Annotated in this window: 24 protein-coding genes and 5 pseudogenes; 16 read left to right on the top strand and 13 right to left on the bottom strand. The window is 60.0% G+C overall.

Annotated features, from left to right (window positions below):
- The 4 genes and pseudogenes from SO156_RS14705 to ligD all read right to left on the bottom strand — a co-directional run.
- On the bottom strand, nucleotides 1-671 hold a 671-nt coding region (locus tag SO156_RS14705), incomplete at its 3' end, for a helix-turn-helix domain-containing protein (RefSeq protein ID WP_498535290.1).
- A gap of 200 nt (nucleotides 672-871) precedes the next feature.
- Nucleotides 872-1,475 (bottom strand): annotated as a pseudogene (locus SO156_RS14700) (helix-hairpin-helix domain-containing protein); the annotation flags it as partial.
- Nucleotides 1,476-1,754 carry a hypothetical protein gene (locus tag SO156_RS14695; protein WP_498535289.1) on the bottom strand — a complete coding sequence of 93 codons (279 nt, stop codon included), beginning with the start codon at nucleotides 1,752-1,754 and terminating at the stop codon, nucleotides 1,476-1,478.
- A 48-nt stretch (nucleotides 1,755-1,802) separates the two neighbouring features.
- Complete coding sequence (gene ligD / locus SO156_RS14690; protein WP_498535288.1) at nucleotides 1,803-2,723, bottom strand: non-homologous end-joining DNA ligase; 921 nt, start codon at nucleotides 2,721-2,723, stop codon at nucleotides 1,803-1,805.
- A gap of 116 nt (nucleotides 2,724-2,839) precedes the next feature.
- Here ligD and SO156_RS14685 point away from each other — a divergent pair, with 116 nt between their 5' ends.
- Nucleotides 2,840-3,025 carry a DUF3606 domain-containing protein gene (locus tag SO156_RS14685; protein ID WP_028133503.1) on the top strand — a complete coding sequence of 62 codons (186 nt, stop codon included), beginning with the start codon at nucleotides 2,840-2,842 and terminating at the stop codon, nucleotides 3,023-3,025.
- A gap of 6 nt (nucleotides 3,026-3,031) precedes the next feature.
- Here the strand turns inward: SO156_RS14685 and SO156_RS14680 are convergent, their stop codons facing one another.
- Nucleotides 3,032-3,928, bottom strand: a complete 897-nt coding sequence (locus SO156_RS14680) for a 3'-5' exonuclease (protein WP_498535287.1) — start codon at nucleotides 3,926-3,928, stop codon at nucleotides 3,032-3,034.
- Between the two features lie 244 nt (nucleotides 3,929-4,172).
- Here SO156_RS14680 and SO156_RS14675 point away from each other — a divergent pair, with 244 nt between their 5' ends.
- Nucleotides 4,173-4,670 (top strand): hypothetical protein, encoded by a 498-nt coding sequence (locus SO156_RS14675; protein ID WP_498535286.1) that lies wholly within the window; start codon nucleotides 4,173-4,175, stop codon nucleotides 4,668-4,670.
- A gap of 15 nt (nucleotides 4,671-4,685) precedes the next feature.
- Here SO156_RS14675 and SO156_RS14670 read toward each other — a convergent pair whose 3' ends face one another.
- A complete protein-coding gene (locus SO156_RS14670; RefSeq protein ID WP_498535285.1) occupies nucleotides 4,686-5,495 on the bottom strand; it encodes a hypothetical protein in 810 nt (269 codons plus the stop codon).
- A gap of 172 nt (nucleotides 5,496-5,667) precedes the next feature.
- On the opposite strand from SO156_RS14670, the gene SO156_RS14665 reads away from it, so the two are divergent.
- The 3 genes from SO156_RS14665 to SO156_RS14655 are packed head-to-tail and all read left to right on the top strand — an operon-like array spanning nucleotide 5,668 to nucleotide 6,392.
- Nucleotides 5,668-5,892: a hypothetical protein gene (locus tag SO156_RS14665; protein WP_498535284.1), complete on the top strand. Its 225-nt coding sequence runs from the start codon at nucleotides 5,668-5,670 to the stop codon at nucleotides 5,890-5,892.
- A gap of 33 nt (nucleotides 5,893-5,925) precedes the next feature.
- On the top strand, nucleotides 5,926-6,171 hold the full coding sequence (locus tag SO156_RS14660) for a hypothetical protein (RefSeq protein ID WP_498535283.1): 246 nt from the start codon (nucleotides 5,926-5,928) through the stop codon (nucleotides 6,169-6,171).
- A gap of 59 nt (nucleotides 6,172-6,230) precedes the next feature.
- Nucleotides 6,231-6,392, top strand: a complete 162-nt coding sequence (locus SO156_RS14655; protein ID WP_498535282.1) for a hypothetical protein — start codon at nucleotides 6,231-6,233, stop codon at nucleotides 6,390-6,392.
- Between the two features lies 1 nt (nucleotide 6,393).
- On the opposite strand, the gene SO156_RS14650 is transcribed toward SO156_RS14655, so the two are convergent.
- Entirely contained in the window at nucleotides 6,394-6,591 is a 198-nt protein-coding gene (locus SO156_RS14650) for a hypothetical protein (protein ID WP_498535281.1), read from the bottom strand.
- Nucleotides 6,592-6,992: 401 nt separating this feature from the next.
- Here SO156_RS14650 and ku point away from each other — a divergent pair, with 401 nt between their 5' ends.
- From ku to SO156_RS14635, 3 genes and pseudogenes are all read left to right on the top strand, one after another.
- Entirely contained in the window at nucleotides 6,993-7,922 is a 930-nt protein-coding gene (gene ku / locus SO156_RS14645; protein ID WP_498535280.1) for a non-homologous end joining protein Ku, read from the top strand.
- 18 nt (nucleotides 7,923-7,940) lie between these two features.
- Complete coding sequence (locus SO156_RS14640) at nucleotides 7,941-8,186, top strand: hypothetical protein (RefSeq protein ID WP_498535279.1); 246 nt, start codon at nucleotides 7,941-7,943, stop codon at nucleotides 8,184-8,186.
- A 20-nt stretch (nucleotides 8,187-8,206) separates the two neighbouring features.
- Nucleotides 8,207-8,479 (top strand): annotated as a pseudogene (locus tag SO156_RS14635) (cell envelope biogenesis protein TolA); the annotation flags it as partial.
- Here SO156_RS14635 and SO156_RS14630 read toward each other — a convergent pair.
- A complete protein-coding gene (locus SO156_RS14630) occupies nucleotides 8,476-8,862 on the bottom strand; it encodes a YybH family protein (RefSeq protein ID WP_498535278.1) in 387 nt (128 codons plus the stop codon). The pseudogene SO156_RS14635 and the gene SO156_RS14630 overlap by 4 nt on opposite strands.
- Nucleotides 8,863-8,906: 44 nt before the next feature.
- Here SO156_RS14630 and SO156_RS14625 point away from each other — a divergent pair, with 44 nt between their 5' ends.
- A complete protein-coding gene (locus tag SO156_RS14625; protein ID WP_498535277.1) occupies nucleotides 8,907-9,263 on the top strand; it encodes a hypothetical protein in 357 nt (118 codons plus the stop codon).
- Here the strand turns inward: SO156_RS14625 and SO156_RS14620 are convergent.
- The 4 genes and pseudogenes from SO156_RS14620 to SO156_RS14605 form a co-directional block, all read right to left on the bottom strand.
- Nucleotides 9,260-9,530 (bottom strand): annotated as a pseudogene (locus SO156_RS14620) (hypothetical protein). The gene SO156_RS14625 and the pseudogene SO156_RS14620 sit on opposite strands and share 4 nt — an antisense overlap.
- A 128-nt stretch (nucleotides 9,531-9,658) precedes the next feature.
- Nucleotides 9,659-10,381 (bottom strand): SOS response-associated peptidase, encoded by a 723-nt coding sequence (locus tag SO156_RS14615; protein WP_498535276.1) that lies wholly within the window; start codon nucleotides 10,379-10,381, stop codon nucleotides 9,659-9,661.
- A 1-nt stretch (nucleotide 10,382) separates the two neighbouring features.
- Complete coding sequence (locus SO156_RS14610) at nucleotides 10,383-10,685, bottom strand: hypothetical protein (RefSeq protein ID WP_498535275.1); 303 nt, start codon at nucleotides 10,683-10,685, stop codon at nucleotides 10,383-10,385.
- Nucleotides 10,682-11,191, bottom strand: a complete 510-nt coding sequence (locus SO156_RS14605) for a hypothetical protein (protein ID WP_498535274.1) — start codon at nucleotides 11,189-11,191, stop codon at nucleotides 10,682-10,684. Before SO156_RS14605 ends, SO156_RS14610 begins: the two co-directional genes overlap by 4 nt.
- 822 nt (nucleotides 11,192-12,013) lie before the next feature.
- Here SO156_RS14605 and SO156_RS14600 point away from each other — a divergent pair.
- The 7 genes and pseudogenes from SO156_RS14600 to SO156_RS14570 all read left to right on the top strand — a co-directional run.
- A pseudogene (locus tag SO156_RS14600) lies at nucleotides 12,014-12,208 on the top strand (DNA methyltransferase); the annotation flags it as partial.
- Between the two features lie 339 nt (nucleotides 12,209-12,547).
- Nucleotides 12,548-13,117: a hypothetical protein gene (locus SO156_RS14595; protein WP_498535303.1), complete on the top strand. Its 570-nt coding sequence runs from the start codon at nucleotides 12,548-12,550 to the stop codon at nucleotides 13,115-13,117.
- Nucleotides 13,114-14,421, top strand: a complete 1,308-nt coding sequence (locus tag SO156_RS14590; RefSeq protein ID WP_498535273.1) for a DUF262 domain-containing protein — start codon at nucleotides 13,114-13,116, stop codon at nucleotides 14,419-14,421. The genes SO156_RS14595 and SO156_RS14590 overlap by 4 nt, the downstream gene beginning before the upstream one ends.
- Nucleotides 14,422-14,442: 21 nt before the next feature.
- Nucleotides 14,443-15,537: a HEPN domain-containing protein gene (locus SO156_RS14585; RefSeq protein WP_498535272.1), complete on the top strand. Its 1,095-nt coding sequence runs from the start codon at nucleotides 14,443-14,445 to the stop codon at nucleotides 15,535-15,537.
- 199 nt (nucleotides 15,538-15,736) lie between these two features.
- A pseudogene (locus SO156_RS14580) lies at nucleotides 15,737-17,311 on the top strand (DNA methyltransferase); the annotation flags it as partial.
- A gap of 305 nt (nucleotides 17,312-17,616) precedes the next feature.
- Nucleotides 17,617-18,585, top strand: a complete 969-nt coding sequence (locus tag SO156_RS14575) for a M15 family metallopeptidase (protein WP_498535271.1) — start codon at nucleotides 17,617-17,619, stop codon at nucleotides 18,583-18,585.
- Between the two features lie 119 nt (nucleotides 18,586-18,704).
- A complete protein-coding gene (locus SO156_RS14570) occupies nucleotides 18,705-19,094 on the top strand; it encodes an excisionase (protein ID WP_498535270.1) in 390 nt (129 codons plus the stop codon).
- 353 nt (nucleotides 19,095-19,447) lie between these two features.
- Here SO156_RS14570 and SO156_RS14565 read toward each other — a convergent pair whose 3' ends face one another.
- Complete coding sequence (locus SO156_RS14565) at nucleotides 19,448-20,770, bottom strand: tyrosine-type recombinase/integrase (RefSeq protein WP_498535269.1); 1,323 nt, start codon at nucleotides 20,768-20,770, stop codon at nucleotides 19,448-19,450.
- Between the last annotated feature and the right edge of the window lie 16 nt (nucleotides 20,771-20,786).

The raw sequence follows: 20,786 nt of genomic DNA, 5'->3' as shown, positions 1-20,786 counted from the left end.
TTGACCATGGGGTCATAGAGGCAGGCCTTGATCACCGCGACCTTGGCGTTGTCGGGCACCAGCAGTTGCGTCGCGCCACCAAAAAAGCTGTAGGCCGCGTTGTGTCCTGCGATCCAGTCGCCGAGCCGCTCGGTCCACGTCGCCAGCGCGAATGACAAGCTGGATGCGCCCATGACCGCGACGAAGATGTGCGCGTCACGCACCTCGCCGGTCTTGCGGTCAACCACCGGCACCCTGTCGCCGGCATAGTCGACAAACAATTTCTCGCCCCCACCGTGATGTTGGCGCATCACCAGCGGCAGCCGGCCTTCCCAGTTGCGGAACAAGTCACAGAAACGGCTATACCGGTAACCGTCCGGATGCTCTGCAATGTACTCTTCCCACAGCACCTGCAAGGTCACATGCTTGCGCTTGAGCTCGCGGGCAACAACGGACCAGTCAGGCTCGGCCACCTTGCGGCGACCAGGCTTCACGCCAGGCACCCCGTACAGCAGTTGCTCCAGCTCGGCGTCGCTTATCGCTTCCGGGACTGGCCATGCCAGACCCGCGCGCACAAACCGCTTCAGCGTGTCACGTACCGTCGTCGGTCCGACGCCGACACGCTCGCCAACCACGCGCGTCGAGAGCCCCGCCTCAAGGCTCAACCTCACAATCTCGCGCACCCGGCGCATGATAACCCTCCTCGTCGGCATCCAATTCTCCCAGCTGTTTCCAGCTGCAGAAATGGCTCAACGATCAGGCCTCACATCATGCGAAACTGCGCGCGATCACGTCGGAATCCTGCGCAGATAATGCTCGGAATGCTGCGCGCGATCATTTCGGAACCCCGCGCGTAATCGGTACGGTGCGCGCGATGACCTCGGAATCGGCACGCCTCTGGAGCTTCCGCAACGATCGCGAGGTCGGCGACGAGTTCGCAGCCTCGACGGAAATCGCCAGCGATCGTCACGCGCTTGAGTTCGGGGCGGGACTTGCGGATCGATTCCCTCGCATGCGCCAGCAGGGCGGCGGCACGGTGAAGGTGGAGGCGGCCTTCTCCGCTCTTCGCGATAGCTCGCGGCGCCGAGTCCTTTCGCCTTTTTGATGCGATCGTCCTTGGCGGCGGCCTCCAATTCCGCGAGCGAGGCGATGCCGAGATCCTTATACAGGCGCAGCACCTTCTCCGGACGAAGGCCGGGCACAGCGAGCATCTCGAGCACGCCCTCGGGAACCTCCTTCCGCAGCTTTTCGAGGCTCGGATGGCTGCCGGTCCTGTGCAGCTTGGTGATGATGTCGGCTATCGCGTCGCCGATGCCGGGGATCTCCGTAAGACGGTCTTCGGCGATGAGCACGTCCAGAGGGACGGCAAGGGCCGCCAAGCTGTCAGCGGCCCGAGAGTAGGCTTTCGCCCGGTAGGGATTGCCGCCTCGCAAAGCGGTACGCTGCGCGTACTCTCGCAAGAGACCTGCCACACCGCGAGCGGCGACCGAAGGCATTCAGCGAGCCTCCCGATCCACACTTTGTTGCGCCGCCGGAGTAAGGCGACCGCCGGAGCGGTCACTTGGCCGGCGATCGAGAGAGCTCTCGAGCTTCTGAGCTGCGCGAAAATCCTCGAGGTGCTGCGTGTTCGGGCCATACGCCGCCTCCTTCTTGAGGAGGTTATAGATCCGGCCGACCACCAGCTGTAGGTGCTTCATCCGGCCCATCGGCATCGCTCGCGCCTTGCAAAGAGCTCGGACGGCATAGGCGCGGAAATAGTCGAAGGCGTCTGACATGACCGGTAAACGCCTGTTCTCGCCGATAGTTCGGCCGCACCCGCCCACTCAAAGGTCCTCGCGCAGCCCCTTGAAAAACGGGTGCCTCACCTTTCCTTCCGCCGACTTGGCCCGATATTCGACCTCGGCGAGCAGTTTCGGCTCCACCCAGATTCCCTTGTGGGCGATCCGCTTCGCGTACGGCTGCGTCTTCCGGATTAGCGGCTTCAGTCGCCTTTGCAGGTCGGCTGCGGAAACTTTATCGAAGCCGTGGTCGACCTTGCCGGCGTAGACCAGGTCGTCCCCCTTGCGCCGGCCGAGATAGATGCCGTCCCACTTGCCTTCGTCGAGCGCGAAACCGGTGATAGTCAGAGTCTCGCGCTGCGTGCAGGTCTTCTTGACCCAGTTGTTGCCGCGGCCGCTGGCGTAAGCGCTGTCGCGTACTTTCGAGACAACGCCCTCCAGTCCGATCTTGCAGGCGTGCTCGAACATCTCGCGGCCCTCAAGCTCGAAACTTTCGCTGAACTGGATCTCGGTGCCGTCGATGATCCTCTTGAGTTCAGTCTTGCGCTGGAAGAGCGGCACCTTCCGGAGGTCGCGGCCGTTCAGGTACAGAAGATCGAAGGCGACCAGTACGATGCTGGTCGACCTGCCTTTCAATTCGTTCTGAAGGACCGAGAAGTCCGTCGTGCCGTCCGCGGCTGGGACCACGACCTCACCATCCACAATCGCCGCCCCGGCCTTGATGTGCCAGGCGTCATCGGCGACCTTCTTGAAGCGGTTGGTCCAGTCGTGACCGCGGCGGGTGAAGACCTTCACGGCTTCGTTCACCAAATGGACCTGGACGCGGTAGCCGTCGAACTTGATTTCATGAATCCACCGCGCTCCGGACGGCACCTTCTCGATCGATGATGCCAGGGCCGGTTCTACGAAGCCGGGGAACGGCGCCTTCAGGCCGACCGCCGCCAATTTACGTCGCTGAAACGCCACGCAATGAACTCCAACGCAACAACTCGGACTCAAAGCCGGGACGGCAGGATTCGTTTCCGGAACCCGCGAATCCTTACAGCGTTGCATTCTTCATCAGTTCGCAAGAGGAGGAGTCGATGGCGGCAGCGAAGAAGAAGACAGCGCGTGGACGCAAGCAGGACCGGGCTCGCGTCGCCAAGGGACAGGACTACGAAGTCCGCTACGAAGCGAAGAAGACCGGCCGCTCCGCATCGGCCGTGAAGAAGGCCGTCAAGAAGGTCGGCAACAGCCGCAAGCGGGTCGAGAAGCGTCTCGGCCGCTAGGCCGCCTCAAATCCGGCCGGAGAACCGTGTGAACGCGGTGAGCCTCTGCACGGTTGGCTCGACGTCCTGCATGTAGATTTGTGTCCGCAGGAACGTGATCTCGTCCTCGAGGGCGGCCTCGTCGACATCGATAAACCAGGACTTAGGTCTCCCGTCGCTGCCGTCGTTCCAGCGATAGCCGCGGCGTTTCAGCGAGTCCTTGAGCTCGAATGCGGTCTGCTCCGCCCAGATCCGCAGCGTCGGCCTGCGGGCGGTCTCGAGCAGGAGCGCGAGCGCCGGCGCACCGGTCGTCGGCAGTACGAAATCCAGGACCTCCAGCAGCGCGTTGCAGTCATCGACGGCGCGGTGCGCTTGGTGGAAGAAGCCGGCACCGTTCAGCAGGTAGCCGAGTTGTGCGCCGGCGAAACCATGTTTGCGCCAGTCGATCTCGCTCATGCTGCAGCCCCAGGCCTTGTGCTCGAACACGGGCCAGTAGCGTTCGGCGAATTTTCTGTCGAAGCCGCTGTTGTGCGCGATCGTGATGACTGCGCTTTCGACGAAGGCTGTGACGGCGGCATCGTCGAATTTGTGTCCGGCGACCATTTCGTTGGTGATGCCGGTGAGTGCCGTCACTTCCGCGGAGATCGGCGCACTCGGTTCGTTGAAAGCGGAGAACGTGTCTCTGACGCCGACGATCCGCCCGTCCGGCGTGTAGTCGAACTTGACCATCCCGAGCTCGATGATCTCGTCCTTCGAGTGGTCGAGGCCGGTGGTCTCGGTGTCGAGCAGAATGCCGGTCCTGACCTCCTGCCCAATGGTGGGGATGTAGGTCGGGCGGGCAATTAGGCGCCGTAGGATCCGATAGTCGGGGGAGCGGCCCAGCACCTCGGCCATGGCCGCCAGATTCGTCGGGGTCAGTAGCATCGCTTCTCGAAAAATTTGGCCCTATCAGGCTCCGTATCTCGCAAGGAAAAGCCCCCTGTGGGTACCCGATATTCGGGCGATTCACGCCTAGTTCGAGCGGGGTCCGTCCGGTTTGGTCTCGCTGCGGGCGACAGAACGTTGTCGAAGTCCGTTCGGCCCCGTGAGGACAATTGAAGTCGGCGTCGATCGTCCCATCGAATATCAGATATTCGCATTTTGAACACTATCGACTGAGGAAGCCAGGATGACTGCGAAGCCGGGGAAGGTGACCAAGAAAAAGCGCAGACCCCGCGAGCCCGATGTCTACTACGTCGTCGCGATCGAGGATTGGGATTGGGGCTACTCTCTCGGCCTCAACACCGAGCCGCAGCCGGTCGACCCTTACCACGAATTCCGACACCTTCACGTCCGGGGCAGGCTGCTGCACCCAAACGGGCTGAGGACCGACAGGATCGAGCTGACGTTCCTGCCGTCGCGGGACCTCGATCAGGAGGCGCGGAAGGCGCTGCGGCCGCTGTTCGTTGGTTCGCTCGACGGCTACCGCGACCCCATTACGGGATTGATTTCGCTGCCAGAGGACGCGCTGCCGCCGATCCTGCAGATGATGATTGGCGAACGGTTCAAGTTCGTGGTGATGCACGGCACGAAATTCGTTCACCGGCGGGCGACGCTCACCGGTGTGCGGATGGAGATGAAGATCGACAAGGACGACCTGCCGGAGGGCGTCGAGCTGCCGGCGTGACCGGGGTTGGTCCGATCAGAACGGGCATCGGTCGTAGGAGAACGTCATCTGCCTTCCGTCGACGGTGACCGTCCTGACGAGCTTGCGCTGGTCCGCTTCGACCGTTTCCCGACTTCTGGAATCCTGCCCTTCGCTTGAGCAGCGCATCGAAATCTCGGACCGGGTGCCCGCGACGCGCACGTTCGTGTACCTGCAGATGGATTCGATGGCGATGAATTCGCGCGCCTTGTAGGTCAGGAGCCCCTCGGCGGCTCCATCGGGTTCGTGGCAGACCTTCTTGTCACCGGTGTACCAGCGCCCGATGAACTTCGGTCGGGTCTCAAAGGCCCCCATCGCCTGCGCGAACTTCGCGGGGCAGAGCGCCTTGAATTGTTCGAGATCGACCAGGTAACCCGCCGCGTTGCCGCTGGGCATCAAGGTGCGTTCCCCTTCCTTGAAAATCGCGTACTCGGGGCTATTCGGCACGGCGTCGTGGTCGAGATTGGCGCCTGCGAAGGTCCGGCGCTCGCCGCGGAGATTGACGAATTGGCCGGTCCGGCAGTTGCCTTTCAGGGCGTCGTTGATGCGCACGTTTTTCAAAGTGTTTTCGATGCAGGTCTCGCTGGGATCCTGGAGGTAATCGGCGCAGTATTCTTTCGCGTTCTCCTGTGTGTGCTCGACCCTGATCGAGGCCCGGTCCGTGTCGATGCCGTCCATCTGTCTGATGGTCACGGACATCCCGGTCCTGGAGCCGTACGGAATTTGTCCTGCGGCCTGGCAGGGTGCTGCGGTGGCGGTGCCGATCAGGCTGGCGAGCGTCAGGCCCAAACGGGCAGTCGCGATCATCGGGGTCTCCGTCTCTTCGATGTGTCGCCGACGTTTGTAGCCTGACACGTCAGTCGAGGCTCGCCAGATCGCGCGTTGGGTTAACGAATCCGGGAGCCCCATGGCTGGTCCCCGGGAACGGGCCGCTTTCCCGCGACTTGATCTGGCGGACAACTGGAGAGTGGAGGAGACCATGAAGCCAATTCTAGCGGTTACGTGCCTGCTGGCCCTGATGTCGGTTTCGCCGGCGCAAGCGAAGGGCTGCATCAAGGGAGCCATCGTCGGCGGCGTGGCTGGCCACATGGCCGGACACGGCAAGCTCGGCGCCGCTGCGGGATGCGCGATCGGTCACCATGAGGCCAACAAGCAGAAGAACCCGAACGACTCGAATGCCCAGGCGCCGTCGGGTCAGAAGTAGCGAGCGCCGCACCGGAGGTCAGGGGAGCGCCGGATGAAAATCTGCTCCCATTCCGAGAGCCACATCGTCGAGCTCGAAGACGGCTCGTGCTGGCAGATTTTTCCGGGCGATCTCGACCTGACGCTCGACTGGAAGCCCGAGACCGAGCTCACGGTCGTCGAAGTCGAGGACGAGGTCGCCACGCACGCCCTTTTGGGCGGCGGCGGGAAGGTGCGGGTCAGGCCCGCCGGCGAGAGTTGGCCTGCGAACGATACCAAGGACGCGCTGAAGGACGGCTGACGCACGTGCCGCCGCGGAGAACGCGGTGACCCGCACTGAGGAAGCGGGCTGGAATTGCCATGGAAGATGAGAAGACGCGATTGCTCGCCGAAGCGCAGAGGTGCAGACGCTTGGCTGCTTCCATCACCGATCCGGAGGTGATCGAGCGGCTCACCGCACTGGCGGACGAGTACGAACGCCGAGCAAGTGCTTCGCCGAGCCCGAAGAATGGGAAGGACTGAGTCAAGCCTCGCCGGAGCCGGAGAAAAGCACGCTGGGAGGTGTGGCGCGCGGCGGCGGAAGGGACCTTCCGGCGGAAGACCGGTCGCCCTTGAGCTCGTATCGCTTTGCCAAGTCGAGCAGCCGCCGCCTGGTGAACGAATCCGCCTTTTCAGCCAGATCGCGCGCCCGCTGCGCGAAGCCCCTATAGAACTCTTCCACGACGCCACCCCCGCAACATCACCGAAAGCCGGATTTCAACGCCTGGGGCACGTCGCGTCAAGCTGCCTAATGCACGAGGAACCGGGGCCGGCCCCTGTCTGCGGGCCAGGACGGAGGGCGGAGCCCGGAGTGCCTAGGAGTCCGGGTCCCCGCAACCGCAACAGGAGAGGAGCACACGCTCCTCCCACTCGGCACGTAACCAACTCTCCTGCGGGCGCGATTCTCCTTGACCCATCACAATTTCGCGTGCCGCAAATCGGGACTCGGCTTTTCGCAGCGGCCTCGAATACCGGTGGCGCAGTGTGTCGCACGGAAATGAAGGGAAGGCGAGAAGTGGGATGTCGGAACCGGGTGCCCTCGTTCGTCTTGAATCCAGGTCAACCGAACGGAGTTCCGCGTAGATGGCCCCGCGCGCCAACTGGAAAGGCTTCCTGCGTCTGTCCCTCGTGACCTGTCCGGTGGCGCTCTACCCGGCCACCTCGGAGTCCGAGAAGATCAGCTTCAACCAACTGAACCGGACTACCGGCCATCGCATCAAGTATCTCAAGGTCGACGCCGATACCGGCGACGAGGTCCCGAACGAGGACATCGTCAAAGGCTACGAGGTCGAGAAAGGACAGTTCATCGAGGTGACGAAGGAGGAGCTCGAGGAAGTCGCGCTCGAGTCCACGCGCACCATCGAGATTGACGAGTTCGTCGACCGCAGCGACATCGACCCCCGCTATCTGATCCGCCCCTACTACCTGCGTCCGGACGGCAAGGTCGGGCACGACGCATTCGCGGTGATCCGCGAGACCATACGCGAGATGGACAAGGTCGCGATTGGGCGGGTGGTGCTGACCAACCGTGAGCACATCATCGCGCTCGAAGCGCGTGACAAAGGCCTGATCGGCACGCTGCTGCGCTACCCCTACGAGGTCAGGAGCGAGCAGGAGTATTTTGACGAGATCCAGGACGTAAAGGTCACCACGGACATGCTGGACCTCGCCAAGCACATCGTGAATCAAAAGGCCGGCCGCTTCGATCCGGAGAAGTTCGAGGACCATTACGAGAGCGCCCTGGTCGACCTCATCAATCAGAAGCGGGCCGGCAAAGTCATCCGTCGGAAGGAGCGCCCCAAAGGCGAGAACGTGGTCGATCTGATGGACGCGCTGCGCAAGAGCGTCGGCGGCGATGCGGCCGAAGCCGCGACCCAGAAGAAGCCCGCCAAGAAGGCGAAAAAGGCGGCAGTCGGCCAAAAGGAGATGTTGATGCCGATCGCTGGGAAGAAGCCGATCAAGGAGGCCGCCGCCAAGAAGCCTGCTGCGGGAGCCCGGCGGAAGTCCGCTTGAGTTCGAAAGGAGAGCGCCATGGACATGAAAGAAGCCTCGGCCATGACCGAAGCCTCCGGCCTGGTGGACGATCACGACGGCACCAAGTTGGCTGCCGGCGCGAGAGTGGCTGGATCCCAGGCGAGTCCACGCCGGCCTGCCATGTCATCGCAAGATGAGGTCATGCGCTGGGCCGATCACTTGCGCGAGGTGACGGTGAAGGCGCCGCTGCGGTCGCTTTTCGCGGCGTTCCTGGTCGGCCTCTGGGTCGCGCGCCGTCGCTAGATCGGCGAGTCTTGCAGGTCATGCCGCGGAAGCTCAGGACGTTCCAGACCTCGCTCGGCTTCTACGATCTCGCGATCGCGGCCCCTTCGATGAAGGCGGCTCTGGAGGCGTGGGGCGCCGGCAGCAACCTGTTCCACCAGGGTGCCGCCAGAGAAAACGGCGAATCGGACATCGTGGCCGCCACCATGGCGAAGCCGGGCGGGGTGCTGAAGCGGCCGGCGGGATCCAGTGGACGGTTCGCCGAGCATGCCGAACTTCCTGATCTGGACGACGAAGGAGCCAAGCCGAATCAAGGCATGCGGCTCGCGTGATGGTGCACCAGCAGCCACTTGTCGCTACGCTTTTCGAATATGTTTGTCGCAAGGGCCGAAATGTCGAGCACGTCGCCGTTCGCTCGATGTGCGTACACCTTTTCAACACCTATGACCCACGCGATGTTGCCGTTGATCGCCATTTGCGGATTGTCCATCACAACGGAGAAGTCCTTGTACCTGACCGGATGGTCCGCATAACTTTTTTGGACGGCCTCCCAACCCAGCAGCGGTGCTTTACTTGCGGGCTGTATGACGGAAACAGATCCGTCATGGGCCCAAGTCGCCTCGATAGCCTTGACGTCCAGCTTGGAGAAAGCCTCTTCGACCTGCGTGTTTTGCTGCAAGCACGTCGGCCTTATCATCCGCGTGTGCTGAGACCGCTCCACATGCGACCAAGAAAATGGTTATGAGCGAGCGACTGAAAGGGTTCATGTGCGGTGACTCCATTGCGAGCGGCAATCTCCGCAGGTTGCCCCGGTACGGCGCCGCGCACAAGCGGCCGAATATGAGCGCGTGGCCGAGTGCTATTCCTTTGCCTGCATGCGACCGCGGCGTTCTCCGGGATCGTTTACGATCCGCGATTATATTTCAGCCCATGAATGTCGAATACGCCCCCGAGCTTGAGGCGTTTGCGGCAATGAAGCTCGCCGCGGAAGCCAACGGAGCCGAACGGCAGAGATGGATCGACGCCGCGTTGGCGTGGATCGAACTCACTCGACTGCGCGAGTCGTTCGGCCGAGAGTCGAAAGAAGAGAGGGGCTAGTCGATCTCCGAGAGACACTCCGGACAGGAAATCGCCGATCGAATCCAGAACATCGCGGACCTCGGCGACAGCCTCCTCCGGAGAGAAGCCGGTCGGCGAATCCCGACGTGCGATGTCGAAGGCCCCCTCGCGAGCGTGCGGGTCCGCACGGTCCTGCATCCACCCGTGCTCTTCGCACTCGCGGATGGCGCCGGCTTCCTGCAGCACCGAGATCGCCCAGCCCCGCAGCGTCCGGATCGGCGGTCGTCGTTCCTTCATCATCAGCATCGAGATCGCTCCTGCCGGGACGAATCCCTCCGCCCGCCCGCTCGTTCCGGGCGGTTAGCACGGGTCAGGGATTCGCAATCGGCAGAGCTTCGGCTTGTCCACGTGTTCCGCAGCGCCAGTGCAGAACACTACGCGGCCGGCGCGGGGTCCTCCTTCACACCGTGGGCAACGATCTTCAACGTCCCGTCAGTAAGTGGCCGCTGCAGCTTGAGCGCTTCGTCCGCCGGCGCGGTCATCCAGGTCTCGACCTCTTCGGGCGTCGTCAGGATCACCGGCATCGCCTTCGGATGGATGGCGAAGACTTCGGCGTTCGCCTCCGTCGTCAGAAATGCGTAGAGGTCGTTGGTGGTCTCGCCTTCCTTGACTTTCCGAACCGACGTCCAGTTGGTCCAGATGCCGGCGAAGCATGCGTGAGGACGGGTCTCGTCGAGCGCGAACCAGATGTCGCCGCCTTCGGCCTTGTTGAACTCGCTAAACGAGTTGAAAGGGACCACGCAGCGGTGCTCCGGTCCCAGCCAGCGCGTCCAGTGTTTACTCTTCACGTTCCGGATGTTGGTGGTGCCGCCGTCAGGCTCCATACGCAGCAATTCCTTGAAGTCGACCGTCTTGCCTTTCGCCTGCAGCTTCTCGGCGCGTTTTTTAGTCGCCTGCAGGAGAGCTTGCTGTGAAGACGGCATGCCCCAGCGCGCGAGCGCGAGTTCGCGTCCCTCGGCACCGGTTCTTATGATCGGTGCCTTGTAGTCCGGAAACACTCCCGGCATCGGCGCCAGATTGCCGACGTACCTGTTGACGACCCTGAAGAGGGCGCTGATTGCTTCCTGATTTGTGGTGATCGAATAAAGATTGCACATGTCAGCCAAAATCGGCGCCGGGGATTGCGATAGCTTTGCCCGACGCAGTCAGCACCTGTCCTTTTGCTGGCTTCTGCACATCATCCTCGGGGAAACAGGAAGTGACTACCTGATATAGCCAGGGTGAGAAAAGCGTGGACCGCCCTGGCTTCACGTCAAGCATTTTGAGTGTAGCTGCTTCTACCAAATGGCGGGCGTGCAGGTCATCACGCGCCTCGACCCACACAGTCTCCCGGACGGTGGAGGCAGACCATTTTTCGTCACTGGCACGGGTATCGATCGGAGATAATCGGAAGATCGTCATCGTCGCCGCTTTCCCTCGCTTGCTGCGCCAGATGAAGGGGCATCAGGTTTGGCATATGTGAGGCCAACGATAAACGCTCGCTGGCGATGAGTGTAATGCTTACCGTCGCTGCACGGTTCGCAGAATAGTGCGTCCTCGAGCATCAAGATCGGCGTCCGCGCGGGGCGTTTAACGGCACGAAGTGAAACCAGTGAAAGGCGGCGGCAACGTTTGCACTTCGCCTCAAGCAGATCGTATCCGCCGTTGATAGCCTTGCCGATCGTGGGATTGGCTTGCCGTTCGTCAACGACTGGGCGCATCTCCCCAGTAGCCCACGCCCACATCAGTGCGTTCCACGCCTCGCATTCGAGCTTATCGGCTTCACGGATCTTGGCTTCTGCTGCACTGCGGATCAGCTTCGACTGCTCGAAGTAGGTGTCATGGAGCCCGTCAGCATGACGAACGCCCTTGGCCTGAGCCTTCCTTAGATCGCCGGAGAGCGGGATAGGAATGATGCGTGGAGACATCCGATCATGATCGCGCCGAATCGAATTTGGTGGAAGTCGCTAGGGCTTGGGGATGTGGGAAGCGCCGGTACATTTCATTGGTCAATAATTACCTAAAGTGCGCTGCACTGCGCCCAGCCGGGTCGTCGGTCTCGCGAGAAACTAGCGGATGAAGGGAGTACAATGCTTTGTGGGGATGCGGCAGAAACGATCGGACGCCTGCTTTGACCTGGCCGCCAGTGTCAGACAGGCTTGAACTAACTGCGCAACCCTGTTGAATATTGATTTTATTGTACTTTTCGGTCCGGCGATCTGTTTTTGTGTGGCACTCTTGGGTGGCGCCTATAGGAGCTACAAAGTACCCTGCCGCACCGAAGATTGCATCACGTTTATTGCAGATGCGGCCTTAGAGCTTGCCGGTGGCGAGCACGGCACGCTCTGCAATAGGTCTCGCTAGACAAAAGGTAGAAACGCTTCGCTCTGAGCCCCAAGCAGGGGCGCCCCCTGACAATCTAGATTTCGTTGCGCTTGCTAGGCTCGGGCAGGAGATCGATGGGGGCACGTCGACCTTTGAGGAGGGTTGCGCCCACAAGAGGACCGTGGCCGCTTCTCTATCCCTCCCCCCCCTCCCGTTATCGAGTAGGGGGCGAGGGCGCAGAAGCTGTGAATGACAAAAGTCCGGGCTGGACAGCGCCTCGCTTTGGCCCCCGCCTCGCATAGAATCAATCTATAACCGCAGCGGATCGAATTTCGTTTGTGACCGGAACGATAACGCCCTTCGCGACCACAGCGTCCCCGTTCGGCCGAGGACCTCGCCACTTGCCTGAGCATTGAATCCATTCCATGAGCAATGACGCCCTGAACGCAATCTGTCCCTACTATACGATGTACCCGCTCGAGTTTCCGCTCCGTGTCCTAAAAACGCACGGTAAGCGGGGCGATTGGGTAATTGATCCGTTTTGCGGGCGTGGCACTACAAATTTCGCAGCTCGGCTCCTAGAAATGCCATCCGTAGGAATCGATAGCAGTCCGGTGGCGGCAGCTCTCGCTCAAGCGAAGCTTGCCTCAGCCGACCCAAGCCAAGTTGTCGCGTGTGCGCGGTCCATTCTTGACGTCGCAAAAGAGCCCGAACGAGTGCCATCCGGCAAGTTCTGGAAGCTCGCGTATCATGAAAGTACCCTCGTCCGTCTCTGCCAGTTGCGCGAGGCGCTCCTCGCCGAATGCTCATCGCCGGCAAGCGTATTATTGCGCGCAATAATTCTCGGCGCGCTCCATGGCCCACGACCAAAGGGGACGCCTTCGTACTTCTCGAACCAGTCTCCGCGGACGTTCGCGCCGAAGCCGGACTACGCGGCTAGATTCTGGACACGCCGCGGGATGCGCCCGGACAAAGTCGACGTGTTGTCGATTATTCAAACGCGGGCGGAACGCTACCTGGCTGAGCCGCCGCCCAACGTCAGAGGCATGGTGCAACTAGGAGATAGCCGAAGGCCGGACACCTTCAGCGACGTTCCGAAGGCACGCTTCGTTGTCACATCGCCTCCATACTTTGGCATGCGTACCTACCTGCCAGACCAGTGGCTCCGGCTGTGGTTCCTTGGTGGCCCGGACCAAGTTGATTACCGTTATCCCGAGGGGCAGCTTGAGCACTCAGGCGCCGATCACTTCGCTGCGGAGATGCGGCGCGTTTGGAAGAATGTGGCCTTGCATACGACTGATGGGGCGCGCCTCATTATCCGATACGGCGGAATCCATGATCGTGACGTAAGGCCCATGGATGTGCTTAAGAAGTCTTTGGCCGAGTCCGGCTGGAAGATCGTGGCCGCTAGGGCGGTGCCTGATTCCGACCGCGGACGCCGACAGGTTCGGCAGTTTCAAGCCGAACCAAAGAAAGCAATCACGGAATACGACGTATACTGCCACCATGTGGACGGGGATTATCAGTGACAAAGGAAAGCCGGAAAAAGCCGGGGGCGACCGCCAAGACGCAGCAGGGGGAGGGAAATCATCTCCGCGATTTCGAAAGAGTTCCATTCGATCACGAGGCGACCAAGTCGAAGTCTTCCGATGAGGAATTGAACAGCCGCTACGCGAAGGGCGAAATCCGCATCGTTACCGAACAGGCTCGGTATCCCCTCGCCGGGATTCTTGGGATGCTCAGGGACGAGATAGAGGACGAGGGCGGCGAGAAGGAGCTGCGGTACAAGCTCGATCCCGAATATCAACGTCGCCACCGCTGGAGCAAGGAAAGGAAATCGAGGCTCATTGAGTCGTTCTTGATGAACGTGCCGGTTCCACCAGTATTCCTGTACGAGCGCGATCTGGCTCGCTTTGAGGTAATGGACGGCCGACAACGACTCACTGCACTAAGCGACTTCTACGCAGACAAGTTCGAACTGAGCGGGCTGCAGTACTGGTCAGAGCTCGATGGTCGCACATATTCGCAACTTCCATCGAAAATTAGAGACGGCATTGATCGCCGCTACATCTCTTCAATAATTCTTCTAAAGGAAACAGCTGCCAGCGAGGAGCAGGCCGCGATGCTGAAGAAGATGGTGTTCGAGCGGCTCAACTCTGGGGGAGTGAAACTTGGGAGCCAGGAGACGCGCAACGCTGTCTACAACGGCCCGCTGAATAAGCTCTGCCTCGAGTTGTCGGAAAACGAGAAGTTTCGACGTATGTGGGGCATCCCGCTTGATCCCAAACCAGAGGTGACGAACGAAGACGAAGACGATGACGATGCTGCCGACGATTCGACCACAGCGGGCATCCGCATGTTTGAGAAGATGGAGGACGCAGAACTAGTGTTGCGCTTCTTCGCTTATCGGAAGATCGGCGAGTTCAAGGCCGGGCTAAACAAGATCTCGGAATTTCTTGACCGCTTCATCGTGGCCGGCAACAAGTTTCCGGAACAAGGACTGGCTGAATACCGGTCGATGTTTGAAGAGACCGTGCAGTTCCTTTGGGATGCACTGGGAGCCGAAACGTTCACCGTTCTTGATTCATCGAAGCGGCGACCAACAAAGATCGTTTACGATCCGCTCATGTTCGTCGCAAACAGCCCTGACGTGGTGCCGCATCGGGCCGAACTCGTGGCGAACAAGGCCGTACTTCGGGGTGAGCTAAAGGAAGTTTATCAACAGAACCAAGGTCTTTTCTCCGGACGTCGGACCAATTTCAAAGATACCCAAGACCGAAATCGTTGCGTGAGCGAGGCCTTCTCCAACGCGATCGCCAAGACTGCGAAATAGAGTCCGCGAGGGAGCCGATCTGTGCGTTCTACGCTGGACGTATTCACGAAGGAATTGGAAGAGCTGGAGGTTCTGGTTGCGTCGATCAGCCCGGTCAATACGGTGCTCGCCAACCATAAGAACTCACTCGTGCGCAGGTACGTATTCGTCCGCCGCCGGTTTGATTACGCGGCATTCGCCATTGCGCTCTACGCCTCGTTCGAGAAGTTTATCGAAGCATGCATAGCCGAGTACGCTCATTTCGAGTCGCGACGCCTTCGCTATGTGGAGTTGCCAACAAAGCTCTTGAGCAAGCACCGCTCACGGACGGCCGATATGTTGTCGCGTGGTCGTATCGGAGAGGGGCGCTATCTTGGTCTTACTGAACTTGAGGTCGTCAAGAACCTGTACGAGTGCCTGAACGGGATCAAGCCGTACACGCTGAACAAGGCAGCGGTAATAGCTCACGACGTGAATCTGCGCGTAAGCGAGATTGACAGCCTGTTTGCGACAGTCGGCATAGAGAACGTCTGCGATCGCGCTCGCGGAGCCGATGCACTCATGAACTGGTATCGCGAGACGAAGGACCTTGAGGTTGTTCTACAAGATGGGGTCCCCGCGACGCTCATCGAAGAACGCATCAAAGACATGGTCGATCGCCGCAATGAAATTGCACATGGAGGCGACATTCCGACCGAGCTGCCCGGTGAGAACGAAATGAGGGAGGCGATCAGCTTCATGCACGCCTTCGCACAGTCGATCTTCGCGATAACCGTTGGCTCCTACCTCAAGGCACATCACGGTCCCGCGTCGGTTGGTCACGTCGCACTTGTGCAAGTGCGAGACGATGGCCCATACAAGAAAGGAACGGTAGTTGTGATCGAGAAGCCCGGGAAGCGGCTCCTCGTCGGCCAACCTGTGTTTGTGCTGATAGAGTCTGCAGGCGCACGATGGGGGCGAATCCAAAAACTGCGAGTAGACGACGTCGATGTGCATGAAGTGATGCCGGAAACCGAGGCTCCACGGGGCATCGGAGTTGAGCTGGACTTTAAGTGTCCGAAAGGAGCAAATCTCATTGCTCTGGAAACGGACGATGATGCCGTCTGGAGAATGCCTGAAGCGGCGCATGCACGATGAGAGCAACGAACGAGAGGCAGCTGCTATGTCTGGGCCATCGACGGTACCCGGCTGGAAAAAAACTTTTGGCGCGCCTGCCCGCGAATGCTGATGCCTCAGCTAGATTAAGAGCTTCCGAAGTGATGCTTCGTACCAACAAGATCAAGATCGAGCCTTTCCGCGCCACGGTGCGCCAGATCAGGGAACGGCGGGGGGAAGTATGAACGCCGTCGAGATTGAGGAGGCGATATCCGCTCTCGCTGAGCAGCCATTCGATCCAAAGGAGTTTCCCTTCGAGTTCCTTCAAGCCTTTGGCAACAAGGACACGACTCTCAAGCGCCTGCGGAAAGGAGAATCGAATAAATCCGACCTCGGAGGCGTCCTTCAGACCAACAACATTCACATAGCAGTTGCTGCCTCCGGCGAAGTAACAAAAACTCTCGCTGCGCTGAAGGCCAGCCCGGCGACGGCTAAAGCTAAGGCCAAGTTCGTTTTGGCCACGGACGGAGACTCTTTCGAGGCTGAGGACTTGAGCAGTGGAGAAACGGTCGCTTGCGCTTACCCCGATTTTCCCGACCATTTCGGTTTCTTCCTGCCACTGGCCGGTATCACGACCGTCGAACAGGTCCGCGAAAGCTCGTTCGATATCCGTGCGACCAGTCGCCTGAACCGGCTTTATATCGAGCTGCTAAAGGACAATCCTGATTGGGGCACGGCGGCACGCGGTCACGACATGAATCACTTCATGGCGCGGCTGATTTTTTGCTTTTTTGCAGAGGACACGGACATCTTTCGCAAAGTGGATCTGTTCACGGACACAGTTGAGCAGATGACCGAAAAGGACTCGTCAGTCACCCATGAAGTGATCGGAACGATCTTCCGCGCCATGAATACCAAGGCCGAAGATCGAGCCGACGCGAAACTACCCCGCTGGGCAGATGCATTCCCCTATGTGAACGGCGGCCTGTTTGCGGGCAGCACCGAGGTGCCGAGATTTAGCAAGATCGCTTGCCCCTACCTAATTCACATCGGTCGGCTCGATTGGAGGAAAATCAACCCGGACATCTTCGGGTCGATGATCCAGGCCGTCGCCGATGAGGAGGAGCGCGGTGCGCTCGGTATGCACTACACTAGTGTGCCGAGCATCTTGAAGGTATTGAATCCACTGTTCCTCGACGATCTGCGGACAAAGCTTGAAGAAGCTGGTGACAATCCACGTACGCTTCTTAACCTTCGCAAACGCCTGACGAAGGTTAGGGTATTCGATCCGGCCTGCGGCTCTGGCAATTTTCTTGTCATAGCTTACAAGGAAATGCGGGCCATTGAGGCAGAGATCAACAACCGACGCGGTGAAGCCGGCCAGCGGAGCGAGATTCCTCTCACTAACTTCCGGGGAATCGAGCTGCGCGACTTTCCGGCCGAGATCGCGCGCCTTGCGCTCATCATCGCAGAGTTTCAGTGCGATGTGCTCTATCGCGGGCAGAAGGAAGCATTGAAGGCGTTTCTGCCGCTCGATGCACAGAATTGGATCACATGCGGCAATGCGTTACGACTGGACTGGCTCAGCATCTGCCCGCCTACTGGCGCTGGCGTGAAGCATCACGCTGAGGACCTTTTTCATTCTCCGCTCGATCAGGCGCAGATCGACTTCGAGAACGAGGGCGGTGAGACTTATATATGCGGAAATCCGCCGTATCGAGGAAGCAAGTACCAGACTCCCGACCAAAAGGCAGACCTTCAGCAGGTCTTTGAACCGCGCCGGGTTTGCCGGAGGCTCCAACTCCTGAGAGGATGGAGCCATGACGAGCAAGACGACGAACAAGTTTTCACCCGAGGTCCGGGCCCGAGCGGTACGGATGGTTCTGGATCACGCGAACGAGCAAGCCCGGCCAAGTGCTGCCTTCGTTCAACGCAGGCAGCATCATCAGGCGCGACCGAATCCCGTCGTTCGGCGGTGTCGGGCCAAGTGGTATCCCCAGCTCGCTCAATAGGGTTGCGTTCGAACGGACCTTCGCTGGAACGCCGCTCGCAGGCAAGTTTGACTCGGTGGTAGCAGCAGCTCGAAGAGCTGGAGTCAGCCCGGCTCTACTCGCATCTGTGATGGCGCAGGAGACCGGGCGCGGCAAGCACATGCTGGGCAACAATCCAGGCGGCCTCATGGGTCGCTATGGCCTGATGCAGTTCGGTGATCTCGATTCCGGCATTGACAGGACGGCGCTTGCGGTCGCGAAGAACTACAACGCGGCCGGCGGCGACCTCGCCAAGATGCGCGATTCTTACGCTCCGCTTGGCGCGAAGAATGACCCCAGCGGTCTGAATGGCTCCTGGCTCCCTGGCGTCCAGAAGTTCATGGGAGAGATGGGCGACGGAACGCAAATCGCCAGCAATTCTGCTGCGGCTATCGCCGGCGTCACGCCTGGCTTGGCTGATAGGCTAGGGTTGCGTGGCAAGGCGAACTTCATGCATGGTCAGTATGGAGGCGTTGGGCAGAACCTGACCACCATCACGTTAGCCTCCGGCAAAAAGCTGACAGTCAACGCCGCTGCGGCAGAGTCCTTCAAGGGCTTCGTCGACGAACTTGAGAGCGCTGGCTACAAGATCAAATCGATCGGCGGCTATTCCATGCGCGGGAAGCGCAAGGGTGGCGGCTGGTCACAGCATGCGTATGGGAATGCGATCGACATCAACCCTGACAAGAACGCACAGGACGGCACGGGCCGCACCGATATGCCGGCGAACGTTCGCGACCTGGCTGCCAAGTTTGGCCTATCATGGGGTGGTGATTGGTCCACGAAGTACAACGACCCGATGCACTTCGAATGGAACGGCACGCAACCTTGGAAGAGCGTGCCAGCGCCGGGAGATGCGATCCAGAACGTCCCATCGCCGATCCGTGGTGACGCGAGCCTGGGCGTACCGCGCGGCGGAGTGGGTAGTGCTGGCGGCCCTGTCAGCATCAATATCAACGGCAGCAGCCACGATCCGGAAGCACTAGCCACCCTGGTGCAGCGCCGCATTGACGAGTCGATGAACTGGCGTACCCACGACACGACATCAGAGTACACCTGAAAAAGTGGACGGCGAGCACAATCGCCGTCCAAAAACATTTCGGATTTGCATGAATGCAAATTCCTGGGCGCCGACGTGTGTGGTAAGTTCTCGTTCGATCAGAAAATACAGGCCGATAAATGTCCGACCAGTCCAACAGCAAGACCGAATTGCCTAAGGAGTCCTTGACGCCGACGACGCCCTTGAGGCTAGCCGTCGCCGCGAGAATTGCCTTCCCCGACGGCTCCATGACCCTGGCGGGGCTGCGCCGTGAGATTTCACGTGGGCGGCTCGCCTATGAGGTGATCGCCGGAAAGCACTACACGACGCTTTCCGATATCGAGGATATGCGACGTTTGTGTCGCATTCAGGCCAACGCGCCTGGAAGTGAAAGTTCGCGAAGGGCGAGACGAATATTCGCAGCCTCAGGAGTTGAGCACTCAGACGAGGAATCTGGCCAGGCGAGACTGGCGAGGCTGCTGCAGAGCGCACGGGAAAGAAGGAAGGCAAAGAGCGACAAACCGACTTGATACCAACATCTAACTACAAGCAGACTATGCTCTGCTTTGATTGGCGAGTAGCTGAGGTAGCTCTGCTGGGTGGCCTTGGGATCGCTGCGATCACTCGAGCCATAGCAATGACGGAAACGTCGCCATAATCTTCACCTGCTGTTCTCGGTGCGTGACCTTGAATGGCGTCCACTACCCGCTCGTTTAGACCCAAGTTGCGTCCGATGGACTTCAGGCGATGTCGCCAGGCGTGGTTCGGCTGAACCCTGCTATCGGTGACTACCGCTCGAACAAAATCCACGACCCGCTTGTAGCTTCCCTTCGCGAACAACGGACCGTCGTCGGAGCTCTCAACGAAGCGCAGCAAGCCGAGCTCAAGAAGGTGAGGGTGGATAGGCACAAGCCGGTAAGTTCTTGATGCTGCCCGCCAGCGGATTCAAGTCGAAAACGTGATGCCCCGCTTCTTCACGAACGTCCTCCTTCCGAAGTTGAAGCGCTTCGGCGATCCGGCAGCCGGTGTAGGCAGCGATCAGCGGTGCCCATCGTTTGGCGGCCGCCGTCCTCGCGTCTTCTTTCGGCTTCTGGATATACCCAATGCAGGCGTCAAAGATCGCTCCTGCCTCCTGATCTGTGAAGCCTTTGGATCTCGTCCGGATCTTCTTCTCGGCCTTTACCTTGACCACATCAGCTGGATTCAGGGGCAGCTTTCGATTGTCTACGGCCCAGCCGAATACCGATTTGATCCCGGGCAGATCTCCATCCTTCAGGGTCTTCGCGGAGACGACCTTCAGGCGAGCGTCCTTAAAGGCCAGCATGTCCTCCTCGGTGACGCGACCAGCATCGTCGTGACCGAGGTGCTTAACGAACCGCTCTATGGCGCCCTTGTAGGCGTCGTAAGTGTTTTGGCTGCGTCCGGTCGCCTTGGCCTCTCTCCACCACAGTTCAAGCAGGCCGGTGATGGTTTGCTTAGGCTTAATCGCTGCAACGCTGTCCATACGAGGGAAGCGTTGCGCCTTCGGGTCAGGAGTGTAGTCGCCCGCTGCGTTGCGCTTTAGCTGCCAACCGGCATCAAGCGAAGCGGTACCGATCAGCTGGAGAAATCTTCGGCGGTGGGATTGAGCAAGACGTACTCGATGTCGGATGAGAACCCAGTCCGCCAGTAGCCCAAACCGATTCTCCAGCCCGTCGTGCTGATCGGGAGGCAGAGCGTCGATTGCCGCAGTAAGGTCCTGGGCTCCGAATAGATCCGTCGCTGCCGTGGCGTCGTCCACCTTGAGAGTCGCTGGCGGAGCATCCTTTATGCGACCTTCCAGGACGGCTCGGCTGATCGCCTTGTGGTACGCCCACTTGCCAGGATCGCCTGGATTGTTTTCGTGAACTTCGCAATAGAGACGATAGGTCTCGCCAGACAACGCGACCATGTCACGATACGACATCGTGGTTGGTGGTGCGGCTGTCAGATCGAATAGCCGTTGCAGGTGCTCAAGCGCATCGGCGTGGCGCGCCGAAGCGATCGCTTCATCCGTGGTCTCCAGACTGAACGCAACGTCTGCGCCGATCGTGACGATCTTGATGCACGCGGGCTCTGTATGGCGCGACAAGTGCAGCAAGATCCGCTTGCCACGTAACTCACCTAAGAGCTTTGTTGGAACCCGACAGCGGAATTGCGGGACGTTGGAATTGGCACGCTTGTCCATGCGACGCTTTATTGAA

Source organism: Bradyrhizobium sp. UFLA05-125 (assembly GCF_059803515.1).
The sequence above is the reverse complement of the archived record's forward strand: the minus strand, read 5'-3'. Positions and strand labels throughout refer to the sequence as shown.